27 protein-coding genes are annotated in these 24,121 nt (G+C 44.4%); 9 read left to right on the top strand and 18 right to left on the bottom strand.

Annotation, left to right across the window (positions count from 1 at the left end):
• Nucleotides 1–51: 51 nt before the first annotated feature.
• From ACWA2B_RS23955 to ACWA2B_RS23945, 3 genes are all read right to left on the bottom strand, one after another.
• On the bottom strand, nt 52–522 hold the full coding sequence (locus ACWA2B_RS23955) for a DUF6097 family protein (RefSeq protein ID WP_039274393.1): 471 nt from the start codon (nt 520–522) through the stop codon (nt 52–54).
• A gap of 99 nt (nt 523–621) precedes the next feature.
• Entirely contained in the window at nt 622–1,332 is a 711-nt protein-coding gene (locus tag ACWA2B_RS23950; RefSeq protein WP_449292682.1) for a DUF1963 domain-containing protein, read from the bottom strand.
• Between the two features lie 11 nt (nt 1,333–1,343).
• Nucleotides 1,344–2,270, bottom strand: a complete 927-nt coding sequence (locus ACWA2B_RS23945) for a cell division protein ZipA C-terminal FtsZ-binding domain-containing protein (protein ID WP_449292681.1) — start codon at nt 2,268–2,270, stop codon at nt 1,344–1,346.
• A 159-nt stretch (nt 2,271–2,429) separates the two neighbouring features.
• Here ACWA2B_RS23945 and ACWA2B_RS23940 point away from each other — a divergent pair, with 159 nt between their 5' ends.
• The 4 genes from ACWA2B_RS23940 (at nt 2,430) to ACWA2B_RS23925 (ending at nt 5,880) form a co-directional block, all read left to right on the top strand.
• Nucleotides 2,430–3,179: a hypothetical protein gene (locus tag ACWA2B_RS23940; RefSeq protein ID WP_340933950.1), complete on the top strand. Its 750-nt coding sequence runs from the start codon at nt 2,430–2,432 to the stop codon at nt 3,177–3,179.
• 265 nt (nt 3,180–3,444) lie between these two features.
• Nucleotides 3,445–4,530, top strand: a complete 1,086-nt coding sequence (locus ACWA2B_RS23935; protein WP_241113381.1) for a WXG100 family type VII secretion target — start codon at nt 3,445–3,447, stop codon at nt 4,528–4,530.
• A 35-nt stretch (nt 4,531–4,565) separates the two neighbouring features.
• Nucleotides 4,566–5,402 carry a hypothetical protein gene (locus ACWA2B_RS23930; protein WP_029515530.1) on the top strand — a complete coding sequence of 279 codons (837 nt, stop codon included), beginning with the start codon at nt 4,566–4,568 and terminating at the stop codon, nt 5,400–5,402.
• Nucleotides 5,395–5,880, top strand: a complete 486-nt coding sequence (locus tag ACWA2B_RS23925) for a DUF5381 family protein (RefSeq protein WP_029515531.1) — start codon at nt 5,395–5,397, stop codon at nt 5,878–5,880. The genes ACWA2B_RS23930 and ACWA2B_RS23925 overlap by 8 nt, the downstream gene beginning before the upstream one ends.
• An 18-nt stretch (nt 5,881–5,898) precedes the next feature.
• Here the strand turns inward: ACWA2B_RS23925 and ACWA2B_RS23920 are convergent, their stop codons facing one another.
• The 3 genes from ACWA2B_RS23920 to ACWA2B_RS23910 all read right to left on the bottom strand — a co-directional run bounded on the left by ACWA2B_RS23920 (nt 5,899) and on the right by ACWA2B_RS23910 (nt 8,332).
• Nucleotides 5,899–6,225 (bottom strand): phosphorylase family protein, encoded by a 327-nt coding sequence (locus ACWA2B_RS23920; protein ID WP_340886119.1) that lies wholly within the window; start codon nt 6,223–6,225, stop codon nt 5,899–5,901.
• Between the two features lie 22 nt (nt 6,226–6,247).
• Nucleotides 6,248–7,423 (bottom strand): aminotransferase class I/II-fold pyridoxal phosphate-dependent enzyme, encoded by a 1,176-nt coding sequence (locus ACWA2B_RS23915; RefSeq protein ID WP_341039758.1) that lies wholly within the window; start codon nt 7,421–7,423, stop codon nt 6,248–6,250.
• A 69-nt stretch (nt 7,424–7,492) separates the two neighbouring features.
• Complete coding sequence (locus ACWA2B_RS23910; protein ID WP_449292680.1) at nt 7,493–8,332, bottom strand: MetQ/NlpA family ABC transporter substrate-binding protein; 840 nt, start codon at nt 8,330–8,332, stop codon at nt 7,493–7,495.
• A 289-nt stretch (nt 8,333–8,621) separates the two neighbouring features.
• Here ACWA2B_RS23910 and ACWA2B_RS23905 point away from each other — a divergent pair, with 289 nt between their 5' ends.
• Nucleotides 8,622–9,179 (top strand): YdhK family protein, encoded by a 558-nt coding sequence (locus ACWA2B_RS23905; protein WP_342425086.1) that lies wholly within the window; start codon nt 8,622–8,624, stop codon nt 9,177–9,179.
• Nucleotides 9,180–9,265: 86 nt separating this feature from the next.
• On the opposite strand, the gene ACWA2B_RS23900 is transcribed toward ACWA2B_RS23905, so the two are convergent.
• The 5 genes from ACWA2B_RS23900 to ACWA2B_RS23880 form a co-directional block, all read right to left on the bottom strand.
• Complete coding sequence (locus tag ACWA2B_RS23900; RefSeq protein ID WP_449292679.1) at nt 9,266–11,149, bottom strand: stalk domain-containing protein; 1,884 nt, start codon at nt 11,147–11,149, stop codon at nt 9,266–9,268.
• Nucleotides 11,150–11,308: 159 nt separating this feature from the next.
• Nucleotides 11,309–11,596, bottom strand: coding sequence for an antitoxin Xre/MbcA/ParS toxin-binding domain-containing protein (locus ACWA2B_RS23895; protein ID WP_341071064.1), 288 nt, complete (start codon nt 11,594–11,596; stop codon nt 11,309–11,311).
• Nucleotides 11,597–11,609: 13 nt separating this feature from the next.
• A complete protein-coding gene (locus ACWA2B_RS23890; protein ID WP_449292678.1) occupies nt 11,610–12,095 on the bottom strand; it encodes a methylated-DNA--[protein]-cysteine S-methyltransferase in 486 nt (161 codons plus the stop codon).
• Nucleotides 12,096–12,120: 25 nt separating this feature from the next.
• A complete protein-coding gene (locus tag ACWA2B_RS23885; RefSeq protein ID WP_039274368.1) occupies nt 12,121–12,681 on the bottom strand; it encodes a bifunctional transcriptional activator/DNA repair enzyme AdaA in 561 nt (186 codons plus the stop codon).
• A gap of 37 nt (nt 12,682–12,718) precedes the next feature.
• Nucleotides 12,719–13,507, bottom strand: coding sequence for an isocitrate lyase/PEP mutase family protein (locus ACWA2B_RS23880; RefSeq protein WP_449292677.1), 789 nt, complete (start codon nt 13,505–13,507; stop codon nt 12,719–12,721).
• A gap of 286 nt (nt 13,508–13,793) precedes the next feature.
• Between ACWA2B_RS23880 and ACWA2B_RS23875 the strand changes: the two genes are divergently transcribed.
• Nucleotides 13,794–14,777: a chitosanase gene (locus ACWA2B_RS23875; protein ID WP_449292676.1), complete on the top strand. Its 984-nt coding sequence runs from the start codon at nt 13,794–13,796 to the stop codon at nt 14,775–14,777.
• A gap of 227 nt (nt 14,778–15,004) precedes the next feature.
• Here ACWA2B_RS23875 and ACWA2B_RS23870 read toward each other — a convergent pair whose 3' ends face one another.
• On the bottom strand, nt 15,005–15,376 hold the full coding sequence (locus ACWA2B_RS23870) for a hypothetical protein (RefSeq protein WP_029515541.1): 372 nt from the start codon (nt 15,374–15,376) through the stop codon (nt 15,005–15,007).
• Between the two features lie 514 nt (nt 15,377–15,890).
• Between ACWA2B_RS23870 and ACWA2B_RS23865 the strand changes: the two genes are divergently transcribed.
• A complete protein-coding gene (locus ACWA2B_RS23865) occupies nt 15,891–16,571 on the top strand; it encodes a GNAT family N-acetyltransferase (protein ID WP_341071067.1) in 681 nt (226 codons plus the stop codon).
• Between the two features lie 101 nt (nt 16,572–16,672).
• On the opposite strand, the gene ACWA2B_RS23860 is transcribed toward ACWA2B_RS23865, so the two are convergent.
• The 4 genes from ACWA2B_RS23860 to ACWA2B_RS23845 all read right to left on the bottom strand — a co-directional run bounded on the left by ACWA2B_RS23860 (nt 16,673) and on the right by ACWA2B_RS23845 (nt 19,487).
• Nucleotides 16,673–17,845, bottom strand: a complete 1,173-nt coding sequence (locus tag ACWA2B_RS23860) for an MFS transporter (protein ID WP_341071068.1) — start codon at nt 17,843–17,845, stop codon at nt 16,673–16,675.
• Nucleotides 17,846–17,915: 70 nt separating this feature from the next.
• A complete protein-coding gene (locus ACWA2B_RS23855) occupies nt 17,916–18,194 on the bottom strand; it encodes an ArsR/SmtB family transcription factor (RefSeq protein WP_029515545.1) in 279 nt (92 codons plus the stop codon).
• Nucleotides 18,195–18,418: 224 nt separating this feature from the next.
• Nucleotides 18,419–19,156, bottom strand: coding sequence for an SDR family oxidoreductase (locus ACWA2B_RS23850; RefSeq protein ID WP_341071069.1), 738 nt, complete (start codon nt 19,154–19,156; stop codon nt 18,419–18,421).
• Between the two features lie 49 nt (nt 19,157–19,205).
• On the bottom strand, nt 19,206–19,487 hold the full coding sequence (locus ACWA2B_RS23845) for an Atu4866 domain-containing protein (protein ID WP_340932842.1): 282 nt from the start codon (nt 19,485–19,487) through the stop codon (nt 19,206–19,208).
• 198 nt (nt 19,488–19,685) lie between these two features.
• On the opposite strand from ACWA2B_RS23845, the gene ACWA2B_RS23840 reads away from it, so the two are divergent.
• Complete coding sequence (locus tag ACWA2B_RS23840; protein ID WP_340886130.1) at nt 19,686–20,615, top strand: AraC family transcriptional regulator; 930 nt, start codon at nt 19,686–19,688, stop codon at nt 20,613–20,615.
• Nucleotides 20,616–20,755: 140 nt separating this feature from the next.
• Here the strand turns inward: ACWA2B_RS23840 and ACWA2B_RS23835 are convergent, their stop codons facing one another.
• Together ACWA2B_RS23835 and ACWA2B_RS23830 are read right to left on the bottom strand one after the other, a co-directional pair.
• A complete protein-coding gene (locus ACWA2B_RS23835) occupies nt 20,756–21,406 on the bottom strand; it encodes a hypothetical protein (RefSeq protein ID WP_449292675.1) in 651 nt (216 codons plus the stop codon).
• Between the two features lie 117 nt (nt 21,407–21,523).
• A complete protein-coding gene (locus tag ACWA2B_RS23830; protein WP_013311372.1) occupies nt 21,524–22,561 on the bottom strand; it encodes a LacI family DNA-binding transcriptional regulator in 1,038 nt (345 codons plus the stop codon).
• Between the two features lie 341 nt (nt 22,562–22,902).
• Between ACWA2B_RS23830 and ACWA2B_RS23825 the strand changes: the two genes are divergently transcribed.
• The gene (locus ACWA2B_RS23825; RefSeq protein WP_341071071.1) at nt 22,903–23,955 is read left to right on the top strand and encodes a 2,3-butanediol dehydrogenase; all 1,053 of its coding nucleotides are present in this window, start codon (nt 22,903–22,905) and stop codon (nt 23,953–23,955) included.
• Nucleotides 23,956–24,121: the final 166 nt, after the last annotated feature.

Raw genomic sequence — 24,121 nt, 5'->3', positions numbered from 1 at the left:
GCTGCCACTCCTTCAGCTATTATGCCAAACTCCTACAGTTGCTCTCTGCCCTTATTTGTCCACATGATTGAAAATGGCCTGCCAGGCCCGATCTAGCACGCGCGTATGTAATTGTTTGGCATAAACAGTTCTAACGATGGCGAGAACGATCACACCCACGAATACAACACTGAGCAAAGTAATAGAGGGAACCCAATAGTCAAACATGGCATTCGCCAGCACTTGCAGCAAATGTCGTTCGGGTTGTAAATATTCCATTGCCGCAACGATGCCTGCTGCCAGCAATATGATCACAGATATGATCATAAGTATTACATTGATTACTTTGTATTTAGCAAGCCCTCGCTGAAAAACGCGAGTTCCCGTATATTGCTCCAGCACGATGATCTGCTTGTGAAAATCATGTTCTACCTGCTCTACAGGCAGATCGTGCTCCTGAATAAATGCATGAGCTTTCTTCAGTTCGGATTGAATAAATAAACTACTCTGGATAGCAGATCCCAGCTGACCTAAAACATTCATATCTTTTCACTCCACTTCAATAGTATCTAACTTACGAGTATATAGGGTTGCCATGCTCTACAAAACGATCGGTTCCAGACTGCTCTCTAAATGAGCCTATTAGTAAAAATCAAAGTAACCCCGCCAGACTCCGTCATTCTGATGCTTGGCAAAATAAAAGCTGCCTCCATCCACAATATTCAATTGAGCTTTGGCATCCGAAGCAATCTGAAATACAAATTCATAGCCCTCGCCAAAGTCAATGCCCGATTGAATAAAGTTGGGATAGCCACCGATTTTGTGAACCGCATATATTTCCTCTACGATGTCCTCAAAATAGTCGGGTTCCTCCTTGTCCATTTGGTTAAGGGCATCGCCGTATTCCTCAGGGATGTCATCACCGTCCCAGACCGGATAATCATTCTCTTTGAGTTCAGGGAACAGCGGAAATGCTTTGATTTGCATAAATGACGGACCAAAATCTTTTTCGACCAAATCCTCTACCGACGTATACTCACGAATACACATATACCCTTCCATGTCCTCATGATCCAGTACATCGGGAGACAGGAAGACTGTCAACAGCTTGATGCTACGCATAGCTTCAGGGACAAAGGGTAAGACCGGCAAATACAATTGCATGATCGGAGCCATAGCATTCCCCTGTACATCAATGGGTCGTTCCTCCGTTGGCAAAGCCACTGTAACTCTACCAATCCAGCTTTGTTCAAGGGAATCCGACGGTCTACGACCCCCTGTATGAAAAATAGTAGCTTTACGTTTTAGAATCGTTCTTAGCTTTTCAATAGCGTTGCTGGACAACGAAATCACTCCTTTCTAATCTAGAATAGAAACAGAACAACATCCTCGCCTGCTTTAAATCCAAACTCTCTTAGTCGATCTTCCATCTCTTGAATCTGATGTAGATAATCTTCCGGCACAGCTGGCAGACCCTGTTCATTCACTAATGTCCCGCCGAGTCTGGTGCGTGCATATTCGGCACTTTTCCACATCGCCTCAAACACCGTTTGCGGCTGCGCGGTTCGCACCCCATCCATACTAAAAATTAAATCTGCAAAGCGATCCTCTGCGAGTGTACTCAACCAAAAAAAGCCAGGCTCGGTTCCCGTATGTACGCTAAATAGTTCATCATAACCTCCCGTCCCGTGATGGTGCGCATGGAAAATGTCCATATCTCCCCACTCCATTCCGAGACTCAGCATGACATCCCAGATATCCGCTCCACGGTAAGATTGGCCTTGATCCGCTACAAGCCTAAGCATGACAGCGTGTTCCCTTTCACCTTCCTGATCTGTAAATGCTTTTAGTTTTTCCGCTTTTGCACGTGCATGGGCAGCATCCTCTCGAGGAAGCACATGAACAGTTCCCTTCTCCTGAAAACGCGCTGGCAGTGTGTTCATAAAGTCTGCAACCTTGGCTTCATCCAAACAAACCTGCATCTCTACATTATCGAATATATCTATACAAACACAAATTTTATCAAAATGGCATTCGCCTGCTGGTCTGCGCCCCACACTAGTCCACACCTGTAAATCATGAACATGCCCATACACGATATATCCTTTGAGCAATTGCAAAATATCCTCATCTGACAACGTAAAACCACTAAATTCCACATCAATCAGCCAATAGATATTAGCATCAGGCTCCACTTGATGGATTCCTTTTATGGTCTTGACAGGCTCAAGTTCCAACTCCACGGCAAGGATGCTCGATACATCCTCACTCCCATGTTCGGGTAAATTCATGAATCTCTCTCCTAACTAGCTGTTTTCACTTTACAGTTTCCTATAATTCTCAATATATATTAAACTATAAATCACCAAGCACAAAATAGTATAAAAACGGTGCTGGGTTGTTGAACTTAACTTTTAGAAATTCAAAGCTTCGAAAGGGGAGAACTCATGATGCAAAAACTTTGGCAAAAAGGGAAGGCTCTATCACTGCCTATTATGGTGTCCGCATCGCTGATATCTGGAGCGCTGTCTGTAAGTACACCTGCGGCGAATGCGGCTGCAACCAAGGAATTGCTTCAGCTATCCGGTCAGACTACTTACTATGGAGAGGTCGAGAATGGGCAGCCTAACGGACGTGGTACGATCAAATGGAGCGAATATAAGCAGTATTCGGGTGATTTTGTGAATGGCAAGCGATCAGGTACCGGAAAATATACAAATCAATACACGGATGCAGATGGACAGAATCATAAAGTCGTATACAACGGAACATGGAGCAATGACACGATGAGCGGCAAGGGTACGCAGACTGAAAAAGTGACGCAAATGGATGAAACCGTACGTTCGAACGAGATCCAGGTAGGTACTTTTCAGAACAATGGATTACAGAACGGCTACCAAGTGATCCACGCTGTGGCCGATCCAGACTACAGCTTCACTTATAAAAATAGCAATGAAATAATAAATATCTTACACAGTAATCAAGATCTGGTCCAAAGGTGGCAAAAAGGAGACCTCTTCTCCGTAAATTATAAAAATGGCTCTGTCCAAAAGGAATACTCCATGTTCCCTGAAGAGACTGCTACCAAAGAACGCCAAAGACAAGCGTCCATTAAGTATCTCAAAGGTATTACTGCCAAGGTCACTCCTCACTTGCAGCAGTTTGAAAAGCTGTCCAAGCAGATTCCGTTAAGTAATTAAACCGACGCGAAATATGTATTAGTCTCTACGCAAGAAGGCCTCTCTTTCTAATGGAAAGCTCCATTTGAAAAGAGTGGCTTTTTTCGTTTCGTTATGAATGACTATAAGAACTTCGGATCATACACCTCCTACTATTCTCCCTTATGCACCCTCATGAACTCATACAAATGACTTATTTTTCACTAAAACCCCCTCCTTTTTTTGCTAACCCCCACTGGATTCACTAAAATATAAGTAATTATTTTAATCATCCGAGGTGGACATCATGGCTAAAATTATGGTTCCTCCTGAGAAACTAGAAGCGGTTTCCAGGCAGTTCGCACAGGCACGTGAGCTGGGGGCACAAATTTGCGGACAACTGTCACAGCATATTCAGATGTTGGAAAATAGCTGGGCAGGAACAACACAGCAGCGCTTTTATCAGGATTTTCATAAAGCGCGTGGACAAATGGATGCTTTCACTCAAACTGTCAGTTCTGTCAGCACAGAGCTGCGTTCCATTGCAGTAAAATTTAAGGAAACAGATACCCAAGCAGACACGGGGATTACCAAAGGAGATCACAGCGGACAGATCAGCAACAGCGAAGGGGCAACTTCCGGGAAAAAAGGACCCGATCCAGCAGATATAGCCATTAACAGCCTGTCAGAGGCCAACAAATGGCGCGGGCAACTAGGATTTGCCGGAACAGCGATCTATAGCGGTCTGGCTTCCACACTTGTGCTCACCAAAACAGTAGAATTCAAGAAAAGTCTGAAGAATCCCACTCGAGCGGTTATACATAATGCGGCATGGGTGAAAGGCAAGGGTAACAATGCTTTTATGCGTAATTTGGGCAAAAGCCTAAACCGCCAATTCGCCAAACCCGGTATTGTGATGAAGGGGTTAAAGGGCTTTGATCGATTAGCTGGAAAGCTTCAAATGGGTAAGCTCGGCCTCGGATTCAACAAAGCCAACAGCTTTCCTCAGTGGACACGGAACGTCATCGCCGGGGTGGAAAAAGGACGTTACGGCATAGCCACCCGCCAAATTCCCGGTATGATTGCCAAAAAGCTCTACCCTATTAATGCCACCATGAATATTGTGGGCGAGGGCATCAGTCTGGCTGGAAAATGGAAAAGCGGCAAGCTTACCGGAACGGATGTAGCTGTATCTGCCTCTAACGTAGCGATTAAAACCGCCGCAACTTATGGCGGCGCTGTCGTTTTGGGGTCCATAGGCGGTGCTATCGGTGGTCCGGTCGGCGCAGCCGTCGGGGCATACGTCGGCGGTACAGTGGGAAGCTGGGCAGGCGGAAAAGTCGCCAAATTTGCGGAAAAAGGGATACGCTGGGCCAGCAAATTATTTAAATAATATACACACCTAACAGATGGAGAAGGAGCCTGACTATGGACAAACAAACGGTAATTTTAACGCTTGAGGAGCTAGGTTTTGCCTTGACCGCATTGGGCGCAGAAGATATGGCTTCTGGTCTGCTCCAATCTTATTACGGGGAACTAACCGAAGATCGCTGGGAACTACTTTTTCATGCCGCAACGCATAGCATGATATCCAAGGGTTTGATGGAACAACGGGATGACGAGCAACAACAGCTCGAATTTGATGCGTTCATTGTTGAAATTTTAGCTCATCTGGTACAAAGTCGTCAGATGCTACGTGGCTTTAAGGAGCAACAAGATAAGCAAAATACGTTAACGATACACCATGGAAATGAACGTTTTCTGTATCATTTCTCCAGTCACAATGAACTCCATTTCTTTCGCTGGTCTTCTCCAGAAGACTGGCATCACGACATTGATCAACTGTTCGGCCTGTCTGCTCCGAACTTCAATGCGCACAGCCGATACGTCGATCTGACCGAAGAACAGTGGAATGAGTTAACCTCATCCAACTTCACCATGCAGCAAATGGCAACGTGGAAGCTTCATGAGTCGGCTCAACAAATGATACAAGACTGGCGGGAGGACTTTGATCGTAATCAGTGTAGCCTTGATAATTTGAGCCAAATGGTATACACGGATACGGATGAAGATGGTCCTTCTGTTACAAATCTGCTATTTGTTCTTAAAGGAAAGAATGATGTGTGGATTGTAAGAAATACAGAACTGAATATGCAGGCCACTCCATGTCTGCGAATTGAAAGTGTGACCGAAGCTGACTGGAGAGAACGAATAACTTATTTCATTCAGGCGTTTGTTCCCGACGAGGCGGTATTCCGTGGATAAAATTGTATATCGAAGATCTTTGGCATTTTGGAAAGCCATGGGCAGCTTGATGTTTGTGCTTATTTGTCTGTTTTTGCTGCTGCTCATTTTTATCGACGAAGATATCTCAGCTCTACAAATCTTCTTCTTTATTACGTCCGCCATTGTCGGACTTCCTTTTTTCGGTAGCTATCTCGTGGTTTGTTTGAGCAGAACGCTTCGAAAGGATACCTACCTGTTCATCTTTGACGAGCACAGCATTTCAGATGGTATTCGAACTGTCCCGTGGGCTGCAATCACTAAAGTCGAATTCGAAGGGGCCTCCATCCGCAAATGGCTGCGCCCTCGCTTTCCCGCCTTTATTTTTCATCTGAATGACCACAGCACCTGGGAAGTCAGCACCGACTATGTGTTGAACGATATGGAGCTGAACCAAGCCGGGAAACAACTTCGAACTCTCATTAACCAGCATGGCAAGTCGAAGAAAAAACGTTCCTGAATAGTGCCATTGAATATATCAAAGCTTGTCTCTATCATATGCGGCTACAAGAGCCACAACCAATGCGGCCGAATTGGCCGCAGCCAAAAATGGAACACCAAACTGGCTACGGATAAAATGGGCGCGCTCAGCCTGGGAGATAAAGGAGTCTGCCGTCGTAATCAAACCCTTGACGATCTTCCCCTCAATCCTGGTCTCCGCCAGCGCTTCTGTCGCAAAAGCAAGCAGCGCTGGATCGAGCCCACCCGCAGACCCGGTATTAATGACAAGCTCTGGGCTAAAACGCTCAATCAGCAGGGCCGTAGTCGAGGCAACGTTCGCTTTGCCAATTCCTGATTGCAGCAAAATAACTTCCTTGTATTCCGGCTTATACTTGAAAAACCCCCGTCGCTGCGATACGCTGCACCGCCTCCAGCAGCCTTTCCTCACTGTTTACCAGACTGACCCGCACATAAGAAGCTCCTGCACGACCAAAGCCTTCTCCAGGAGCGACCGCAACGTGCGCACCGTCCAATAAAAAGTCTGCAAAGGAAGCCGATGTATGCCCCTCCGGCACCTTGAACCAGGCAAAAAAAGACCCTTGGGGAGCTGCTACATCCCAGCCAATACCTCGTAACGCTGCAATAAGAACATTACGGCGCCGCTCATATAACTTCGCGAGCTCCTGTACTGGCTCCTGGGTGCCCAGCAATGCGACAGCTCCCGCATCCTGTACCGCGCCAAAAACAGTGCTGTAGGCATGCGTATGATAATGCTTGAGCGCACCAATAACGGACGCATTTCCAACCGCAAATCCGAAGCGCCATCCAGCCATGTTATACGTTTTGGAAGCTGTATACGTCTCGACGCCATACTCCTTGCCGCCGGGGATTTGCAATAAACTAATCGGCTTATGCCCGTCAAATCCAAGAGCACCGTAAGCAAAATCATTCATAACTGGAAACTGATACCGAGCGGCATAATCCAGCGTCTTCGTCAGAAAATCTGCAGTAGCTACGGCTCCAGTCGGATTGTTCGGATAATTAATCATAAGCAATTTGACCTGCTCTGCGATTTCCTCTGGCACGGTTGTATAATCAGGCAAGAAACCAAGCTTCTCATCAAGCGGAATCGTATGAATATGGGCTCTTGCCAGCGCAGCAGCGGAATAATATTGGGGATATGCCGGATCGGTGGTCAATAACCAATCACCGGGATTCAGCAGCGCCTGTGGAATCCCCATTACGCCTATGGCTGAGCCGTTGAATATGGCAATCTCCCGGTCAGGATCCAGCTCCACCTGATACTCCCGTTTATAGAACGCGGCGACAGCCTCCAGCGTGCTTTTTTTTCCATGAAAAGGCGGATAGCCCTGATTGATCGGTTGATCAACCGCTTCCTTCAAAGCGCTGATAATATGCGCCGGTGTTGGCTGATCCGGGTTGCCGGCTGCCAGATTAATTACATCTATTCCTTTACTTTTATACAGATTCACTTTGTCATCTATTGCGCTAAAATAGTTGTCAGGCAGAGCCTTGACGAAATCAGAGGATGAAAAAATCACGTTCATATCCACCTTCTATCCATAAGATACAGGCTGACAACGTCAGCCCGCAGAAGATAATGCCCCATATTATTTGAAATAGCTTGGCAACTTGTAGCCTTCATAATCAGGGTTCGAATGGATGTACTTTTGGAATTCATCTGAATGATATCCTTCAATAATGTCTTTGACGAAGGGCTTATCCTTGTTCTTGCTGTCCACAGCGACCACGTTCGTGAACGGATCTGTCATATTTTCAAGCTTTAATGCCGAGGTCAGCTTTATTCCATTCGATACAGCAAAGTTCCCTTGTATAGCCGCAAAATCAACATCCTTCAGTACACGTGGCCCCTGTGCCGGATCGGTAGCAACAAATTGCAGATGATGCGGATTAGAGGTGATGTCGTTCACCGAGGTTTGCAATGGATCGATATTGTCCTTTAACGTAATCCAACCTACTTCCTTCAAAATATTCAGCGCACGCAGCATATTGACTGGCTCGTTGGGCAGGTTGATTTGGGCTCCCTCACTGATTTCGTCAAGGCTGGTATGCTTGCTGGAGTACAATCCCATTGGAGGAGTTGGGACCTGCACAGCACCAATCAGATAAATATTCTCCCGCTTATTCATAGAATCCAGATAGAGCGAATGCTGGAATACATTAGCATCAATATCCCCCTTAGCCACGGCTACATTGGGCTGAACACCGTCTGTAAACTCTTTATATGTAATCTTATATCCTTTCTTCTCCAAATATGGAGCCACACCTTTCTTAAACTGATCGCTATATGGACCAGGATTAAAGCTGATATGCAGTGTTTTCTTTTCTTCACCCGCAGCGTTGCCCGACGTATTGTTGCTGCCGCAGCCTGAAATAAAAAGCACGACTGCTCCCAGCAGCAATATAAATGAAATCCATGGTTTCTTCATTTGATGTCTCCCCCTGCTCCTTGATATCATCTACTTTTGGTGAGTTAGAATGTTTACAGTCGCTCAAAATACCAAGTAACTTGATGCGTTTTATAGATATTACAATGATTTTTTATTCACTGTCAACAACATTTAATTACGCATCTTCTGCATAACAAATAAGGGATCACACAGGCGATCCCCTTGTAGGCAAAAACACTTCACAAGTTTGTAATATTATTCCGTTTCACTTATACCCCCTAGGGGTATAAGTGAATATGAAAATAAAACCCTAAAGGAGCTATTAAATATGAGAATGCAATGGGCTTTGCTCGCTGGTACAGTCATGATGATTTTGAGTGGGTGCGGGAACAGTAACGCGCCGAACCAGGAGCATACGGCAAACAGCAGTCAACAGCACGACACATCGGAGATGAACCATTCCACTTCCAGTGAGCTTCCTGTCGGATTAAAAGAAGCTGAAAATCCAGCCTTCAAAGTTGGTAGTCAAGCGACTATACGAGCTGACCATATGGCCGGCATGAATGGGGCTACGGCCACGATTGCGGGTGCTTATACGACTACTGCTTATACAGTCTCCTATACACCAACCACTGGAGGAGAAAAAGTGAATAATCATAAGTGGGTTATTCATGAAGAGATTAAGGATGCAAGTAGTGAGCCCTATGCACCGGGCACAGAGGTTATCCTTGCAGCAGATCATATGAAGGGGATGGATGGGGCTAAGGCTACCATTGATTCCGCCGAGCCAACGACCGTATATATGGTAGACTATACGCCGACTACAGGGGGAGAGCCTGTCAAAAATCATAAATGGGTGACGGAGAGTGAGCTTTCAGCCCATTAGAACTCTTTCATCACAGGTCGCTTGTGATAACAAAAGGGAGCCTGGCATCGGCTCCCTTTAACGGCTTTATTTGAGTTTGGACAAACCTACTTCGCTAAATTCAGCTTGGCCTCCTTGATATCATACAAAGTCCCTTCGTTGGAATCTACAAGCTTTTTCATTTGTTTGTTGGCTAGTCCATTTGCAGGCACGATTGCATTAAAAATAACATCATTTTTCTGTAATTGCTCGTTGATTTCATCCACAGAAAAACGGGCTTTACCCAGGGCTGTATTCTTATCATGAACTGGTGCATCTGTAATGAATATGATTGTTTTGGAATTAGAATTTTTGGGAAATTTACTTATAGCTAACTGAATAGCCTCTAATCCCGATTCCTTCAAATCCCCGCCAGCGGAAGGGCGCAGCATATTCAAGTTACCTTTTAACTTATTTTTATCGGTCGTAAACTCCAAAAATTCTAAATCTTTATCTGCCTTCAGATTGATATCCCGAAATGCTACGACAGCAAAATGAGAACCTGCTGGAACGGAATCAACAAAGCCTTTCACCTTATGTCTCACATAATCCAGCGTCCCTGTCATACTACTCGTAACATCTATGACGAACACAATATCCGTAGATTTGGAGAAGGTGGTGGATATCTTTTTCAGAATCGTTGGATTGGATTGTGATGCGGAAGCATCTTCATTTTCCTCCATTAATTGTTCACTTTCGCTGGTTGTCAAAACCTGCGGTGGAGCAAGGAAAATCACAACGCTCTGAGCTGCAATATTCCACTTTACCTTCGCACCCAGCGCCTCACTTACAAAGCGAATAGGAACCATTACTTTGCCGTTAATGAGTCTTGGCGCCGCATTGAGACGCACTAATTTTCCGTTGATATAGGCATCCCTGGAGCCTACAGTTAACTTGATCGTTGTATTTCCTTTGGTTGCAGTAACGGTCTTGGTAGCTCCATCCCACTTCACTTTCGCCCCAAGCGCCTCAAAAACGGCACGAAATGGCACCAGCATACTTCCGCTAATAGAGGTCGCAGGCTGCTCATATTGTTGCAATTTACCGTCTATAAACACCTCAACCTGCTGAGCCTTGTTATTATTTATAGGAACAAATTGGGGCACAGACGCTGCCGAATTTCCCGACTGATCGATCATTTTGATATAAAAGTAATATCCACCTGTAGATAAATTCAGGTTACTCAAAGGGTAGCTAAACGTTGTTTCCGGATCGAACTGAATCCGTTTAATTAATTGAGCATCCGCATTTTTGACCATAACATATGAAGTGTACGTGGGTTGAATATTTTTCATCTTCAAACGAACTGAAAATGATGTACTTGAAGAGTTGATTGTAAATGTACCCGGAAAATTTTCTCCAGATGGGATAGACAAAGGGATTTCCGGTGACTCATCAACCGCTTGGTCCACTTTAGGCTCCTCGATCGGCTGGGTTACTTGCGGTTCAATTACTTTCGGTTCATCCACAGGTTGAGCAACTTTGGGTTCACTGGGAGTGGGAATCTCTTTTATATTGGTCTCCACCTCAGGCTGCGTTACTTTCGGCTCCTCCGCAAGTGGAGTTACTGTAGATTCATCGACTGACTGCACAGTCCCTTTCATAGTTATAGCTATAGGAAGTTCTATATGATTTTCTGATCCTGGCCCAGGTGCTGGTCGTGAATCCGCAATCGTAATTGTGGAGTTGGCATAATCGATCGTAAAGTCACCAGAAGGAATTTCAATGTTGTTGCTATACAGACGAATTGGTGTATCAGGCTTAATCGTAAACGGGAGATCAAATTTAAACACTCTGTTTACTCCATTACCATCATCAAGAATAAGCTTAAGCTTATCTCCATCTTTGAATACTGTCGAATTGGCAGCCTGAACACTTTCTGTGCACAAAGTGATCAACCCTACAAATATCGTTAAAAACGAAAGTAGGAACATCATTTTTTTGAGCTTCATTCTTATTTCCCCTTTTAAATCTATATTCTTGTCGGTAAATCATAGCATAGGGTTAGATGAAGTTCATTCCATCTGATTACAGTTATGGATATAGGAACTCACTTTTTCCATCATTCGCGCTCTGTTCAATGTTCATATGTATCTCCTTGGTCCGCTTCTTCAACGTGGCATACGTAATATAGCCGCCTTCAGTGCTTTAGTCCCTTCTTCGCTTTTCAAATAATCCGACGGTGTTTCGTTGCCGAGTGCGGGGACTTTTCGATCCATCCAAATCAGCAAATACTCCCCCATATCGGGCAGCAGCACAATCTGAATCTCCTTGGGAATTTTACTTTTGGCCACTTTTGCTCTTATAGCCGGATCTACCTGTGCATACCACTCCTGATAGACCTGAACCATATTTGTCCAGTTCTCCGGCTTAAACTCTTTCAAATATATGTCTCTCATCTACGAACCCTCCTTAGGACCTCAGACCACGCTTCTCATGCTGGAGCAACCATTCTTTTCTCCATAGCCCTCCTGCATAGCCCGTTAGTTTCTGATTGGAACCGATAATTCGGTGACATGGAATCACAATGCTCAGCTTATTTTTTCCATTAGCACTGCCTACGGCTCGGATCGCTTTTTCATTTCCAATAGCAAGAGCAATATCTTTATAAGCTGTCGTTTTACCGTACCCCACGGACACCAGCGCATTCCATACTTTTTGCTGAAAATCCGTACCTTCAAAGGCATAAGGAAACGTAAACTCAAAGCGCTCACCTTTAAAATACTCGTCAAGTTGGGTAGTGCATTCCGCTAATACTTGGATTGGAACCTCTTCTATAGCCCTCGTTAAGGGCTCATTCCGATTAGAGAACATAATAGAATAGACAGCCTCATTTGTGCCCTGTATCTCTACCTCTCCAATCGGCGATACATACTTCATTACGTATAGTTCGCTCATAAAAGGATACAACCTCCTTCCTTTTCTATTCCCTACTCAACTTTCTATACTCACTAGGAGAACAATGGTTCAAGCTACGAAACGCCTTATAGAAATGGGAGGGACTTTGGAAGCCCGTCTCATAGCAAATCTCAAGATTCGTAAGATTTGTACTTTTAAGAAGATAGGCTGCCTTATCTACTCTTATTTTTTCCAAATACGTGCGCGGGGTTTCGGCGGTTTCCTGTTTAAAGATCCGATCCAAGTAAAAGGAGCTTATTCCGATATGGTCCGCAATATCCTGCAATACAAGTTTTTCCTTGTAATGATTAACCAAGAAGGTTACCACATTCTGCACAAGTCTGATATACGGCGAATGGTCTGTATGGGGCTGGCATCTTTTGCAAGCACGAAAACCCGCCTTTTCCACTTTGTCCAAATCAAAATAAAACTCTACATTTATTTTCTTCGGCTTTTTGGATCGACAGGAAGGTCGGCAGTATATGCGGGTTGTTTTCACAGCGGTAAAAAACAACCCGTCATACTTACGATCACACGCTATAATTTTCTCCCACATTTCTTCAAAAGAAAGACTAAGGTTAGCCATGATCGAATGCTCCGTCCTTTCTATAGTTCATATTCATCTAGCTCAAGGATTTTGCAAAATCCTCATATAAATGTGATGTATCTTGTAGCTCTATCAACTGTTCTGCATTCTTTTGCAAAGCAACTATTATCTTATCAGAAAATGCATTTCCAAAGCTAAACCGTTTAACTCCTAACTGCTGAAGCTGGTGGACATTCGTCAGACCCGGCAGGGATAAAACATTAAGCGGAGCATGGATATGAAACACAACTTCTCTGATCTCTTCATCACGCTTTAATCCTGGAACAAAAATTCCGCTCGCACCACTATCTACATACGCTTTGGCCCGCTCTATGGTCTCTGAAAGTGGAGCATTCATCTGCAAATATGTATCCGTTCTTGCGTTTATAAAAAACGCTTGAAACCCACGCACATCCAAGGCCGCTCTAATTTTGGACAATAGGTTACTGTGCAGACCCACTTCTCGAAGTCCCTTTTGCATTTTCAAAGAATCCTCAATATTAATCCCTGCAACTCCCACATCGGCTACCCTTAAAACATGCTCAACAATCGTTGCCGTGTCCTCTCCATATCCTGCTTCAATATCTGCCGACACTGGAATCTGAACATGCTCAACAATCGTCCGAATAATACTTACGTGCTGGTCAAAATCAATAAGCTCTCCATCTGAAAATCCAAGCGTATTGGCAATCCCCCAACTCGTCGTACCTATCGCCTTAAAACCTGCTTTCTCCAGAGCCACCGCAGATAGCAGATCCCAGGCGTTCCCTAAAAATAAAAGTTCCTCTAATGTGTGAAGTGCATGAAACTGCTGGATTTTGTTCATAAATATAGCCTCCTGATATGTGATGTAACTCATTTTATCAAGAGGCTATCTTTGTTTCGTCCTCATTCTTGCACTTATGGTCAGTAGGAATCTAGGAACAACTTGGTCCATTTATTCACATATAAATCATAATTTTTGAAAAAAACGGTTATTTAAGCTCTATTCAATCCTATGCTTCTTATCTATACTCTTGCTAAATCCATTCGAGTTAGATGAAAATCTACGCTTTTAGCCTTTCACAATTACATTTTATAGGAGGAGTTATATGTATAAAATAAAGTTCCTTATGATCTTGCTAAGCTTTACTGTAGTCGCTTCTTTCTCTAGCTTGTCCGGCTCTTCACCTAGCAAGGCTTTTGCTGAAGAGAATGGGACTCCGGTGCAGAAAACGATCGATTTAAATGAGGGCTTCGACAACTCAAATGAAGCTAGTATACAGCCATTATCCCTTACCAGCGAAGAAGCTACTAGCCAAGCAGCGGTTACAGCTATTGACCATAATGCTAATTTCTCACCCTCAACACTTCAGTTCCTGAAGGCTAATACAGGACTCGACGGTGAGCAGTGGGATAACATTATGAAGCTAGTGAACAAACCAGAGCAAGATTCTTTGAAATGGACTGAATTCTATGGCTATGCTGAAGATATCGGCGATAATCGTGGGTACACCATTGGTATCTTTGGAGCAACAACAGGCGGTTCAAATGATACGGGACCAGATGGCCCGTACTTATTTAAAGCTTTTGATGCTGCTAGTGGAGCTAGCAACCCTTCCATTGCAGGTGGATTAACACGTGCTGGTCTAAAGGGGAAGATGAATGGTTCGATTCTAAAGCTCAGCGATAGCGATAGTGTAATCAAGAAGAAGATCAACGCTCTCCAAAACAATGAAGCTTGGAGAGAAGCCATGTGGCGTACGTTCTATGACACCTATATCGAATATAGTGTACAGCAAGCACATAAACGCGGATTTAATACTGCTCTAACGATTGGATCATTTGTCGACACAGCACTCAATCAAGGCGCTACTGGTGATTCAGGTAGTCTTGAAGGAATCCTCTCACGTTCAGGCAGTAGTACGAATGAGAAGAATTTCATGACTAGCTTCTATGCTAAGCGTACATTGGTTGTCGATACCAACGATTATAACCAACCTCCCAATGGTAAGAATCGTGTGAAACAATGGAGTTCTCTCTTAGCTTCTGGCGAAACAGATCTTAAGAACGCAGATGCAGCCGTGATCAAAGCAACGAATTGGGAACTGAAGTAAATACAATATACGTCATTAGGAGGGCATATCGTATGTCCTCCTTTATTTATTTTCATAAATATTGAGTTGGTGTTGACTACTAACAAGGTCCCATTTTCCCAAACAGTTCCTCTCATCATTCAAATATGTGGGTCGCGTGTGCAAATAGAGAGACTGTCCCAAAAGCCCGAAAGTTGCAAGCTCCTGAAACAGTCTTGTAAAATGGTTATGAAGTCGAAATAAGGCCGTTAGATGATTCGGTAGCCAGATGGAAGTCTACCGCTACTGCGGATATTACGGATTTGTTGCAACGTCAAACGTTGATTGGTAGAGATAATAGATTCCACATCATTCCCACGAATCAGATCATCCAGGTCGGCGATGCTGCGATTGCCTCTAAACACACGGAAGTTACCTCTAAACCGCGTGCCTGTAAAGAGTACCAGTGTAGCATTGCTGCTGGTAGAAAAGAAACGCAGACTTTCGATGCCGTCGAGAATGTTATCGGTATTACGAATGCCTAGGTTTCCTCTGAATACTCTCCTGGAACCCCGAAAATTTTCTTCGTTGTAAACTGTAAGTCGTGGATACGTTTGAGATACATATGCTTTGTTGTCCATGTTGTAATTCCTCCTTTCAACTTATCTTATGCCTCACCATCCGATTGGCGCGGGCCTCGCAGCATCCATCTAAAAATGGTTATGTGATTGAATAGAGCGATGCAGACTTGAAAAAGGAACATATGTTCTGTATAATCTAGCTTAGCAATTTGGAAAATCCTGAACTAACGGAGATGCGGACATGGACGATAAATTTATTGAGGAACTACGTGAAATTAGCAGAAACGACAAGCGAAGATCCGAATTTCTTATTAAGGGTATGAAGGAAACACTTCAGGAAAGAAAAGAAAAAAACTTTATCGAAAGATGGATTTGGCGACAAAAAAATAAGAAGCGTATAGCGCGGAAGTTTAAATCCTAGTAGATATAACAACCGAATCTTCATAGCTTCATAGCACTTTACAAGTGCTTAGGTCACAGCTCATTAGGAGGCAGAGTCATCATTGAGCAACTAGTCCCAAACGACGATATATTAAATCAAAATCTATTTTTGGCTGATGAAGTTCGATACCATTTGATCCATCGAATTTGTGAGTCAGAAGGATCAACATGCCTCAAAACGTCCGATAAAAATATGGTCTTTGCTCAATCACCCGGACATAAGGCCTGGTTATGGATCTCACAACAAATCACAGATAATCATAAATTGACCTATATAGGAGAACTCTTACGTTATTTAAAAGGAACCACCCTATCAGGTGTATGTGGTGATGCCGAAACAGCCGAGAAGTTCGCAAATGCTTACGCACAACGTCGTCATGCTGCTCAGGTACATACCCATATGGTCATGGAATCTTATTTCTGTCCTAAATATAAAAAGCCCTCGGGCGTTGAGGGAATGATCCGACAATCCATCCCAGAGGATGTACAATTAGTTGCCCAGTTTCTAGCTGGTTTTTCAGAAGAAGCTTTAGGTAGTTTTATTGATCCGGTTAGTCAAATATCGGTTGCGGAGAAGACCATCGGGACAGGAAATTTGTATCTTTGGATTGTAAATAACATGCCTGTGTCCATGGCTAATATTGCTCACCGCTCGCCGAGACATGCTCGCATTAATGCTGTGTATACCCCGCCTAATTTACGAAAGAAAGGTTTTGCCAGCGGAATGGTATCCGAGCTATCGGTTTCCAATCAAGTTTATAAAAATATCGGCTTTAAGGAAGCCGGCAAAATCACTGATATTACGTTTGAATAAGTCCTCCTACTGCAAGAGAGCATATTATTGTTCATTCAAAATCAAAGAAGACCACAATGTCACCTTCATCACTGGGCCTCCTTTTCACTTATCTATAAGCTTTACTCCGTAACACCCAATTCCGTGTGGACTGAGGATCTTCGTGAAAGTAAATATACAGCCACAATAGCTATAACGACCCCTGCTGCTCCAAACCAGGTGATGGAAGCCAGCGAAACCTGACCTACAACTACACCACCGATCCCGGCTCCGGCCGCCATGGCAAGCTGCATCGTAGACTGATTGAGACTCAGCATCACACCGGAAGATTCAGGCACAAGAGTGACCAAGTTATATTGTTGAGTAGGTCCAGTTGTCCAGGCAGCGAACGACCAAAGGATCAATAAAGCAAATACTGCGATCAGGGAATGAGCGGCGACAGGAAGTAAAAGCAAGGAAAAGACATGCAACACCATGCCCCCGAATAATGTAAAGGAAATACCCTTTTTATCTGCGCTGTATCCACCGATTTTCGACCCGATCAGGCTGGCAATCCCGAAGGCAAGTAATACTGAGCTTAGCATATTATCCCCTACACCTGATACATTCAGCAAGTACGGTGAAATGTAAGTATACGCGAGGAAATATCCCCCTCCCCAAAAGAAGGTAATCGCCAATCCCAAAGCAACTTCAGGCTTCTTCAGAAGAGCAAATTGCTGTAGTAAGGGAATCGGTTGATCTCCTTTTAAGCGAGGGATTGTCATAGCGATAACGATCAAAGCAATAATCGCTGTCAAAGCGATGCCGAGAAATACGGTTTTCCAGCCATATGCAGAAGATATCATTCTTCCAAGCGGCACCCCGATAATCAGCGAGGCTGTAAAACCCATAGTAACTGTAGCAATAGAACTGGCCTGCTTGCCGGCTGGAGCAATCTTCGCAGCAATGCTCAGTGCTGTAACCACAACCATCCCCGCCCCGAGGGCCATAAGAATACGTGCGGCGATAAACATTCCAAAACCCGGCAGAATAAAGGAGAGGGCATTAGCTACTGCAAATAATCCGAGCGAACTCAGGAGCAGCTTGCGTCTGTCCCATTTAGCGGTTACTGCCATCAGAATCGGCGTGCCAATCGCGTAAGCAAGAGAAAAGACTGTAATCAACTGTCCCGCTGCGGACACCGTAATCCCCATGGTTGTCGCAATCTGATCCAAAATGCCTGAGATAATGTATTCGGATGTGCCTACCAAAAAACTAACAATGGCCAAAATATACACTTTCCACGTGCTCTGCATTTTTAAATAACGCCTCTTTTCTTATATTGTTTTTATATTTTTACAAATATCGAAATTAAGACTAAAAAAATTATGTCATCAGGAACGGGGCATATTTCTGCGCTGCTTCCACATCCAAGCTGTAATAGATAAACGTCCCCTCTTTACGGTATGTGAGCAGCCCCGACTCTGCCATTTGCTTCAGATGATGCGATAGCGTTGAAATAGCTACACTGTTCAGCTTCTCGCCCAGCACAGAGCAGCATTGGCCACTTTCCTCTTTTAGCAGAAGTGCTATCTTGAGACGAGTTGGTTCTCCAAGTGCTTTATATATTTTTACAGCTTGTTGCATTTCCGTTGTATCTTTCACCCTGTTCGGCTCCCTTCTGTTTCAGTCTTAATTTCGATGTTTGTCGAAATAAAGTTATCACAAACATTTGTAAAAGTAAACCCGTTTATTATAAAGGTACAGCTTTTTTACACTCTGAGGTGTGAATGATGGTCTTTCTCATCCGATAAATAATCCCCCATCCATAAAGGATGGAGGAAAAAAAAACTGAGTATAGAGGGAGAAACGTCGTGGATGCCATGGCATTAATTCAGGCTTGCCGTGGGTCTGACAATAATTTCATTAACATCTACATCCGCTGGCTGCTCCATGGCATACAGAATGGAACGGGCTATGGCATCAGGCGAAATCGAAATACGACGATACTCTTTCATTCCTTGCCGGGCCTCTTCATCTGAAATACTGTCAGCAAGCTCAGATTCGGTTACTCCCGGCGATACCAACGTCACGCGAATATCTCCCCCCACCTCCAAGCGCAATCCTTCAGAGATCGCCCGAACCGCATACTTTGTAGCGCAATACACCGCTGCAGTCGGGGTTACACTATACGCGCCAATAGAGGCGATATTGATAAACTGACCAAATCCTTGCTTTTTCATAATCGGAAGCCCTGCCGCAATCCCATGCAGAACGCCTCGTATATTTACATCAATCATGCGATCCCATTCCTCTACCTTCAGGGCCTCTAATTTTGAAAGAGGCATCACTCCCGCATTGTTCAAAATGACATCCACACGCCCAAATGTTTTTTCCGCGTAGTTAATGAACGCTTCCATCTGGTCCCTCTTCGTCACATCCAGTTGCTGATAATCAGCCGATCCACCTTTAGAACGAACCTCGGATGTCAGAGCCTCCAGTCGCTCTGTGCGTCTGGCCCCTAATATCACATGAGCCCCATGGCGAGCAAGTAAACGGGCAGTAGCTTCACCGATCCCACTGCTTGCCCCCGTAATAGCTACGACTTTCCCTTTAATATCCAACATGCTTATTCCTCCTCTAGTTTAAAATGTCACTGAAAAAAGATAAAATAGATTACTTTTTCTCTTCCCTGTAAAAAACCATCCCTGCATGATACAAGACATCATCTTTAAATTCGCCATCTGCCGTAAATCCGGTGTCGTCCACATACTCGATATAGTCATCTTCTACGATGATATAGCTGCCTGTGTAGGCACTTTTCCTCTGACCCCGTGCTTCATCATAACGGCCATTAGGCAAGAGTTCGTGACGGATATTTCCGTCTTCAGTTACCCACATCCCTATACAGGGATGCTGCGAAGCGTGTACACTTTTTTCCGCTTTGTTACTCTCCATGACTCCCACTCCTTTGCACTTCTATTTTTTTCTCAATTGCTCATTAGGTGTTGTATCTGCATCTTATTATGAGAGGAATGTCCATCGGGCTGGTAGAAGAATCAGAGCAAATTATTGCCTAATCCTCCAAAGACCCTTAATATGTAATAAACTACTGAAAATGAAAACGGGCTACGTTGAAAGAAGGGATGTGTCAAGATGGGGGCAACCAAAATAGAGGGTTCTACCATGGAAAAACAAGCCGAATTGGCAAGGCTTATAGAACGATTTTCAAATCAGGACGGAGTTCTCACTACAGCCATACCTTCGCTTCACTTCGTCCGAAGTTCAAATACAACCGTTCCGGTACATCAAGTCCATGAACCTGCCTTATGTATTGTGGCACAAGGCAGAAAAGTCGTGATGCTCGCAGAGGAAAGCTACCATTACGGCACATCCGACTACCTTGTTGTGTCGGTGGATTTGCCGATCTCGGGGCAGGTCATCCAAGCGTCATCAGAAGCTCCTTATTTGTGCCTCCGGCTCAATTTTGATCCGCATCAGGTTTTGGACCTGATCAAGGAATCTGCTTTTCCCACAAGCCCCATGCCTGATTCCAGACGAGGCTTGTATGTAAGTCAAACCAACTCACTACTGCTGGATGCCGTGGTAAGGCTAGTGCATCTTTTGGAAAACCCGCAAGATGTTCCGGTGCTTGCTCCATTAGTCATTCGTGAGATACTGTATAGGATTTTACAAGGTAATCAGGGGGAATCCTTAAAACAACTGGTCATGATCGGCAGCCATTCCAACCGAATTGCAGAAGTCATAAAGCGGATTAAGCAGGATTATGATAAGCCGTTGCGTATTGAAGAATTGTCCAAACTAGCGAATATGAGTCCTTCGTCACTACATCGTCATTTTAAAGAGGTTACGGCTATGAGCCCCATGCAATATCAAAAACAATTACGTCTACAAGAGTCCCGCCGCCTGTTGTTATCCGAATCAGCGGATGCGGCAGATGTAGGTTTTCAGGTAGGTTACGAGAGTCCCTCACAATTCAGCCGCGAATACGCCCGCTTGTTCGGCCTGCCTCCAATTAGTGATATCAAACGCTTGCGCTCGGATCAGGATCACCAGACCACTTGAGCACGTTGTTAGATGAACATATGAAACCAATGGTCCTACTAACGCTTATCCCATCATAGATGGCAGGATGTAAAAAAACAGCACAAACAGCCGCTCCTCCGGTAGAGACGCGGCTGTTCAATATTTCCTCTATACATGCATTAATACGGATTATCCAGCTTGACGAACAAAGCTCGAATGACATCCTTCTCTGCCGTAGTAAGCTTTTGTCCTGCCTGCCATTGTTGAATCTCTTTCTTGACTTCCTTGGGTTCTCTATAGCTGAGAGCATACCCGATGCTTCCTATACCTTGTGTGCGGTTGGTTTTATCCATATTTGCCAATGCTCGAGTCATCGCAGTTCTGTCTCTTGTAAACAAATCTCCCATAAGGGCAGCATAGCTTTCGCTTAAAGCTCCATCCAATCCTTCAGAAGCTCGGATCAGATTTGGAAAACTTTCCAATGGAATAAAAGCTCGCTGCCTATACAAATATTCGATCATTTCCAGGCTTTGATGTTCATTGTTTTCGTTCATCTTTCCCCATTGGATTCCTGCTAAATGGTCCGTTATATGACGTACTTTTGCTTCATCACTGAGGGAAGAATCCTTATAAAAGGACAGCACAAGCTCCTCTTTACTTTGCTGGGTATGCTGCGTATCGGCTGCAGTTTGCTTAGACTCCCCATGGTTTGCTCCGGACGGCGCCACAGTTTCAGCATCCTGTCCCACTGGCTGGGGAGTACACCCTATGGTTACAGCCAGCATTAGTGCAGTACAAGCTGCAGAAACGAACCCATTCCCTTTTAACATGAATCCACTCTCCTGTCTGAACAAACAATGGTCGTTATAATTGCCCAAAATCCACTCCTATCTTGCTACGCCTGCAACCGTTCATCCATCTAACAAAGGAAGATTCCATCTAGACTTTTACGCGTCACGTCCCACCGTAGGCTTACGGATCACGGAGACGCTCGATTCCCTCACGATCAGACGAGGCTCGAATTGCACACGCTCATAATCCCCAGGTGTCTGTTCCTGAATCCGCTTGAGCAGCAGCTCCGCAGCCAATCGTGCCACCTCTTCCCCCATGATGGAAACTGAGCTGATCTGAGGAGTCGTTACCATAGCCCACAGATTGTTATCAATACCAACTACAGCAACCTCATCCGGCACTTTTACGCCCAAATCCTTAAATCGATTGACGATCCCTATCGCCACCATATCATTAACCGCATAAATAGCATCCGGCATATGTTTCAAGCTGTAAAAATAATCGGCAGCACGCAACCCTGTCTCAAAGGAGAAATCATCACCAAAATAAACGAGTGAAGGGTCCACATGCTGGAGAGACTGCTCATAAGCGAAGTATCTTTCCTCGATTTTGTCCTTCGCAGCGCCTGCATAGGCAATTCTTGTTCTGCCGATTTTAAGCAAATGCTCCATCACGAGTCTTCCCTCTTGCCGGGCCAGACTGACGATATCCGCTTTGACATCTTCGCCCAGCTTCTTGCCATAGTTAATAATGGACACGGGAACGCTAGCTTTGTTAATCAGATCTACCAACATTTTCGGATACGCCAGCGGCATAATGATGAGCCCGTCGACATGTAGCTTCTTGACCTCACGAACTGTTTCAAGCTCCATTCTGGCATTCCCGGCGGTATTGATTTGCACGACACGGTAACCATGCTGCTTGGCGGCCTGCTCTACGGACCAAGCGATTTCTGGAATAATCGCGTTACGAATGTCCGGCACGGCCAGCGCGATTTGTCGTGTCTGACGCACTTTCAAGCTCTGAGCCGAGGTGTTGGGCGTAAACCCCATCTCTTCAATCACTTGCAAAATCAAGGCTTTCGTTCTCGGGCTGATGCCCTCACTATCGTTAATAGCTCTGGAGACAGTCGCAATACCGACTCCTGCCCGCTTGGCTACATCCTCTATGGTTACTTTCTTTTGATCTGTCACGCCCAAAATCCTTTCAAGAACGGAATCGTTTTCTGACTTTCTAAAATAAAGTCTTAATACTGATATTATACCACAGAATGAGTGTCTAAAAATTTGAAGTCGTTTTCTTCTTGTCTTTGCTTCACCTGAAAAATCCACAAAATCTCTTTGTATAAAAGCAACGAGCCGAATATAGCACTGTAGTCACAAGTGATTATATTCACAAAAAAATCAAGTGCTTTTTGTATGAATTTGGTTTGACAATGTGTAAAATTTGTGACATATTATTTTTCGGAAACGTTTCCTAATTCATTCACTTTTATAGAGGCAATGATCATATATTCTTCAAGGAGATGACAAACATGCAAGCATTGAGATGGCATGGAGTAAAAGACTTACGATTGGAAAACATTGAGCAACCCACCGCTCTGGCAGGAAAAGTAAAAATCAAAGTAGAATGGTGTGGCATTTGCGGAAGTGATCTTCACGAATATGTAGCAGGACCAATCTTTATTCCCCAAGATGCTCAGCATCCATTGACTGGCGAAAAAGCACCGATCGTAATGGGACATGAATTCTCTGGACAAGTCGTCGAAATCGGCGAAGGTGTAACCAAGATTCAGGTTGGCGACCGTGTCGTTGTAGAACCGGTTTTTGCATGTGGAGAATGTGATGCATGTAAACAAGGCAAATATAATCTTTGCGATAAAATGGGCTTCCTCGGTCTGGCAGGCGGCGGCGGTGGATTTTCTGAATATGTCGCAGCTGACGAGCACATGGTTCACAAAATTCCAGAAAGCGTATCTTTCGAGCAAGGCGCATTGGTAGAGCCTTCGGCCGTTGCTTTGTATGCTGTTCGTCAAAGCCAACTGAAAGTCGGCGATAAAGCTGTAGTATTTGGCGCTGGTCCTATCGGATTGCTGGTTATTGAAGCGTTGAAAGCTTCGGGCGCATCTGAGATTTATGCAGTAGAGCTTTCTGAGGAGCGTAAAGCTAAAGCTGAAGAGTTGGGTGCTATTGTGCTTGATCCTAAGACTTATGATGTGGTGCAAGAGCTGCACAAACGGACCAACGGTGGCGTAGATGTAGCCTATGAAGTCACTGGAGTACCTCCTGTGCTGACTCAAGCTATTGAATCTACTAAAATCAGCGGACAAATCATGATCGTCAGCATTTTTGAAAAAGAAGCTCCGATTAAACCGAACAATATTGTCATGAAGGAACGCAATCTGACGGGTATTATCGGCTACCGTGATGTATTCCCGGCTGTTATCAGCCTGATGGAAAAAGGATATTTCCCAGCCGACAAGCTGGTTACCAAACGCATTAAGCTCGAAGAAGTGATTGAGCAAGGTTTTGAAGGACTCCTGAAAGAGAAAAATCAGGTTAAAATCCTGGTATCTCCGCAAGCTTAATTTAGAAAATAAACCAGATGTCTGCTCTATGCAGACATCCAGGCTGTCGAGAAAGTCTCGACAGCCTATTTTATGTTAATTTTGTTTAAGACGACACCGCGTTAATGTTGTATAATATAGGTAACTATTGTAGAACGGATGGTGTTGATATGCTACGCTCCAACCG

The organism is Paenibacillus sp. CMM36 (genome assembly GCF_053570945.1).
The sequence above is the reverse complement of the archived record's forward strand: the minus strand, read 5'-3'. Positions and strand labels throughout refer to the sequence as shown.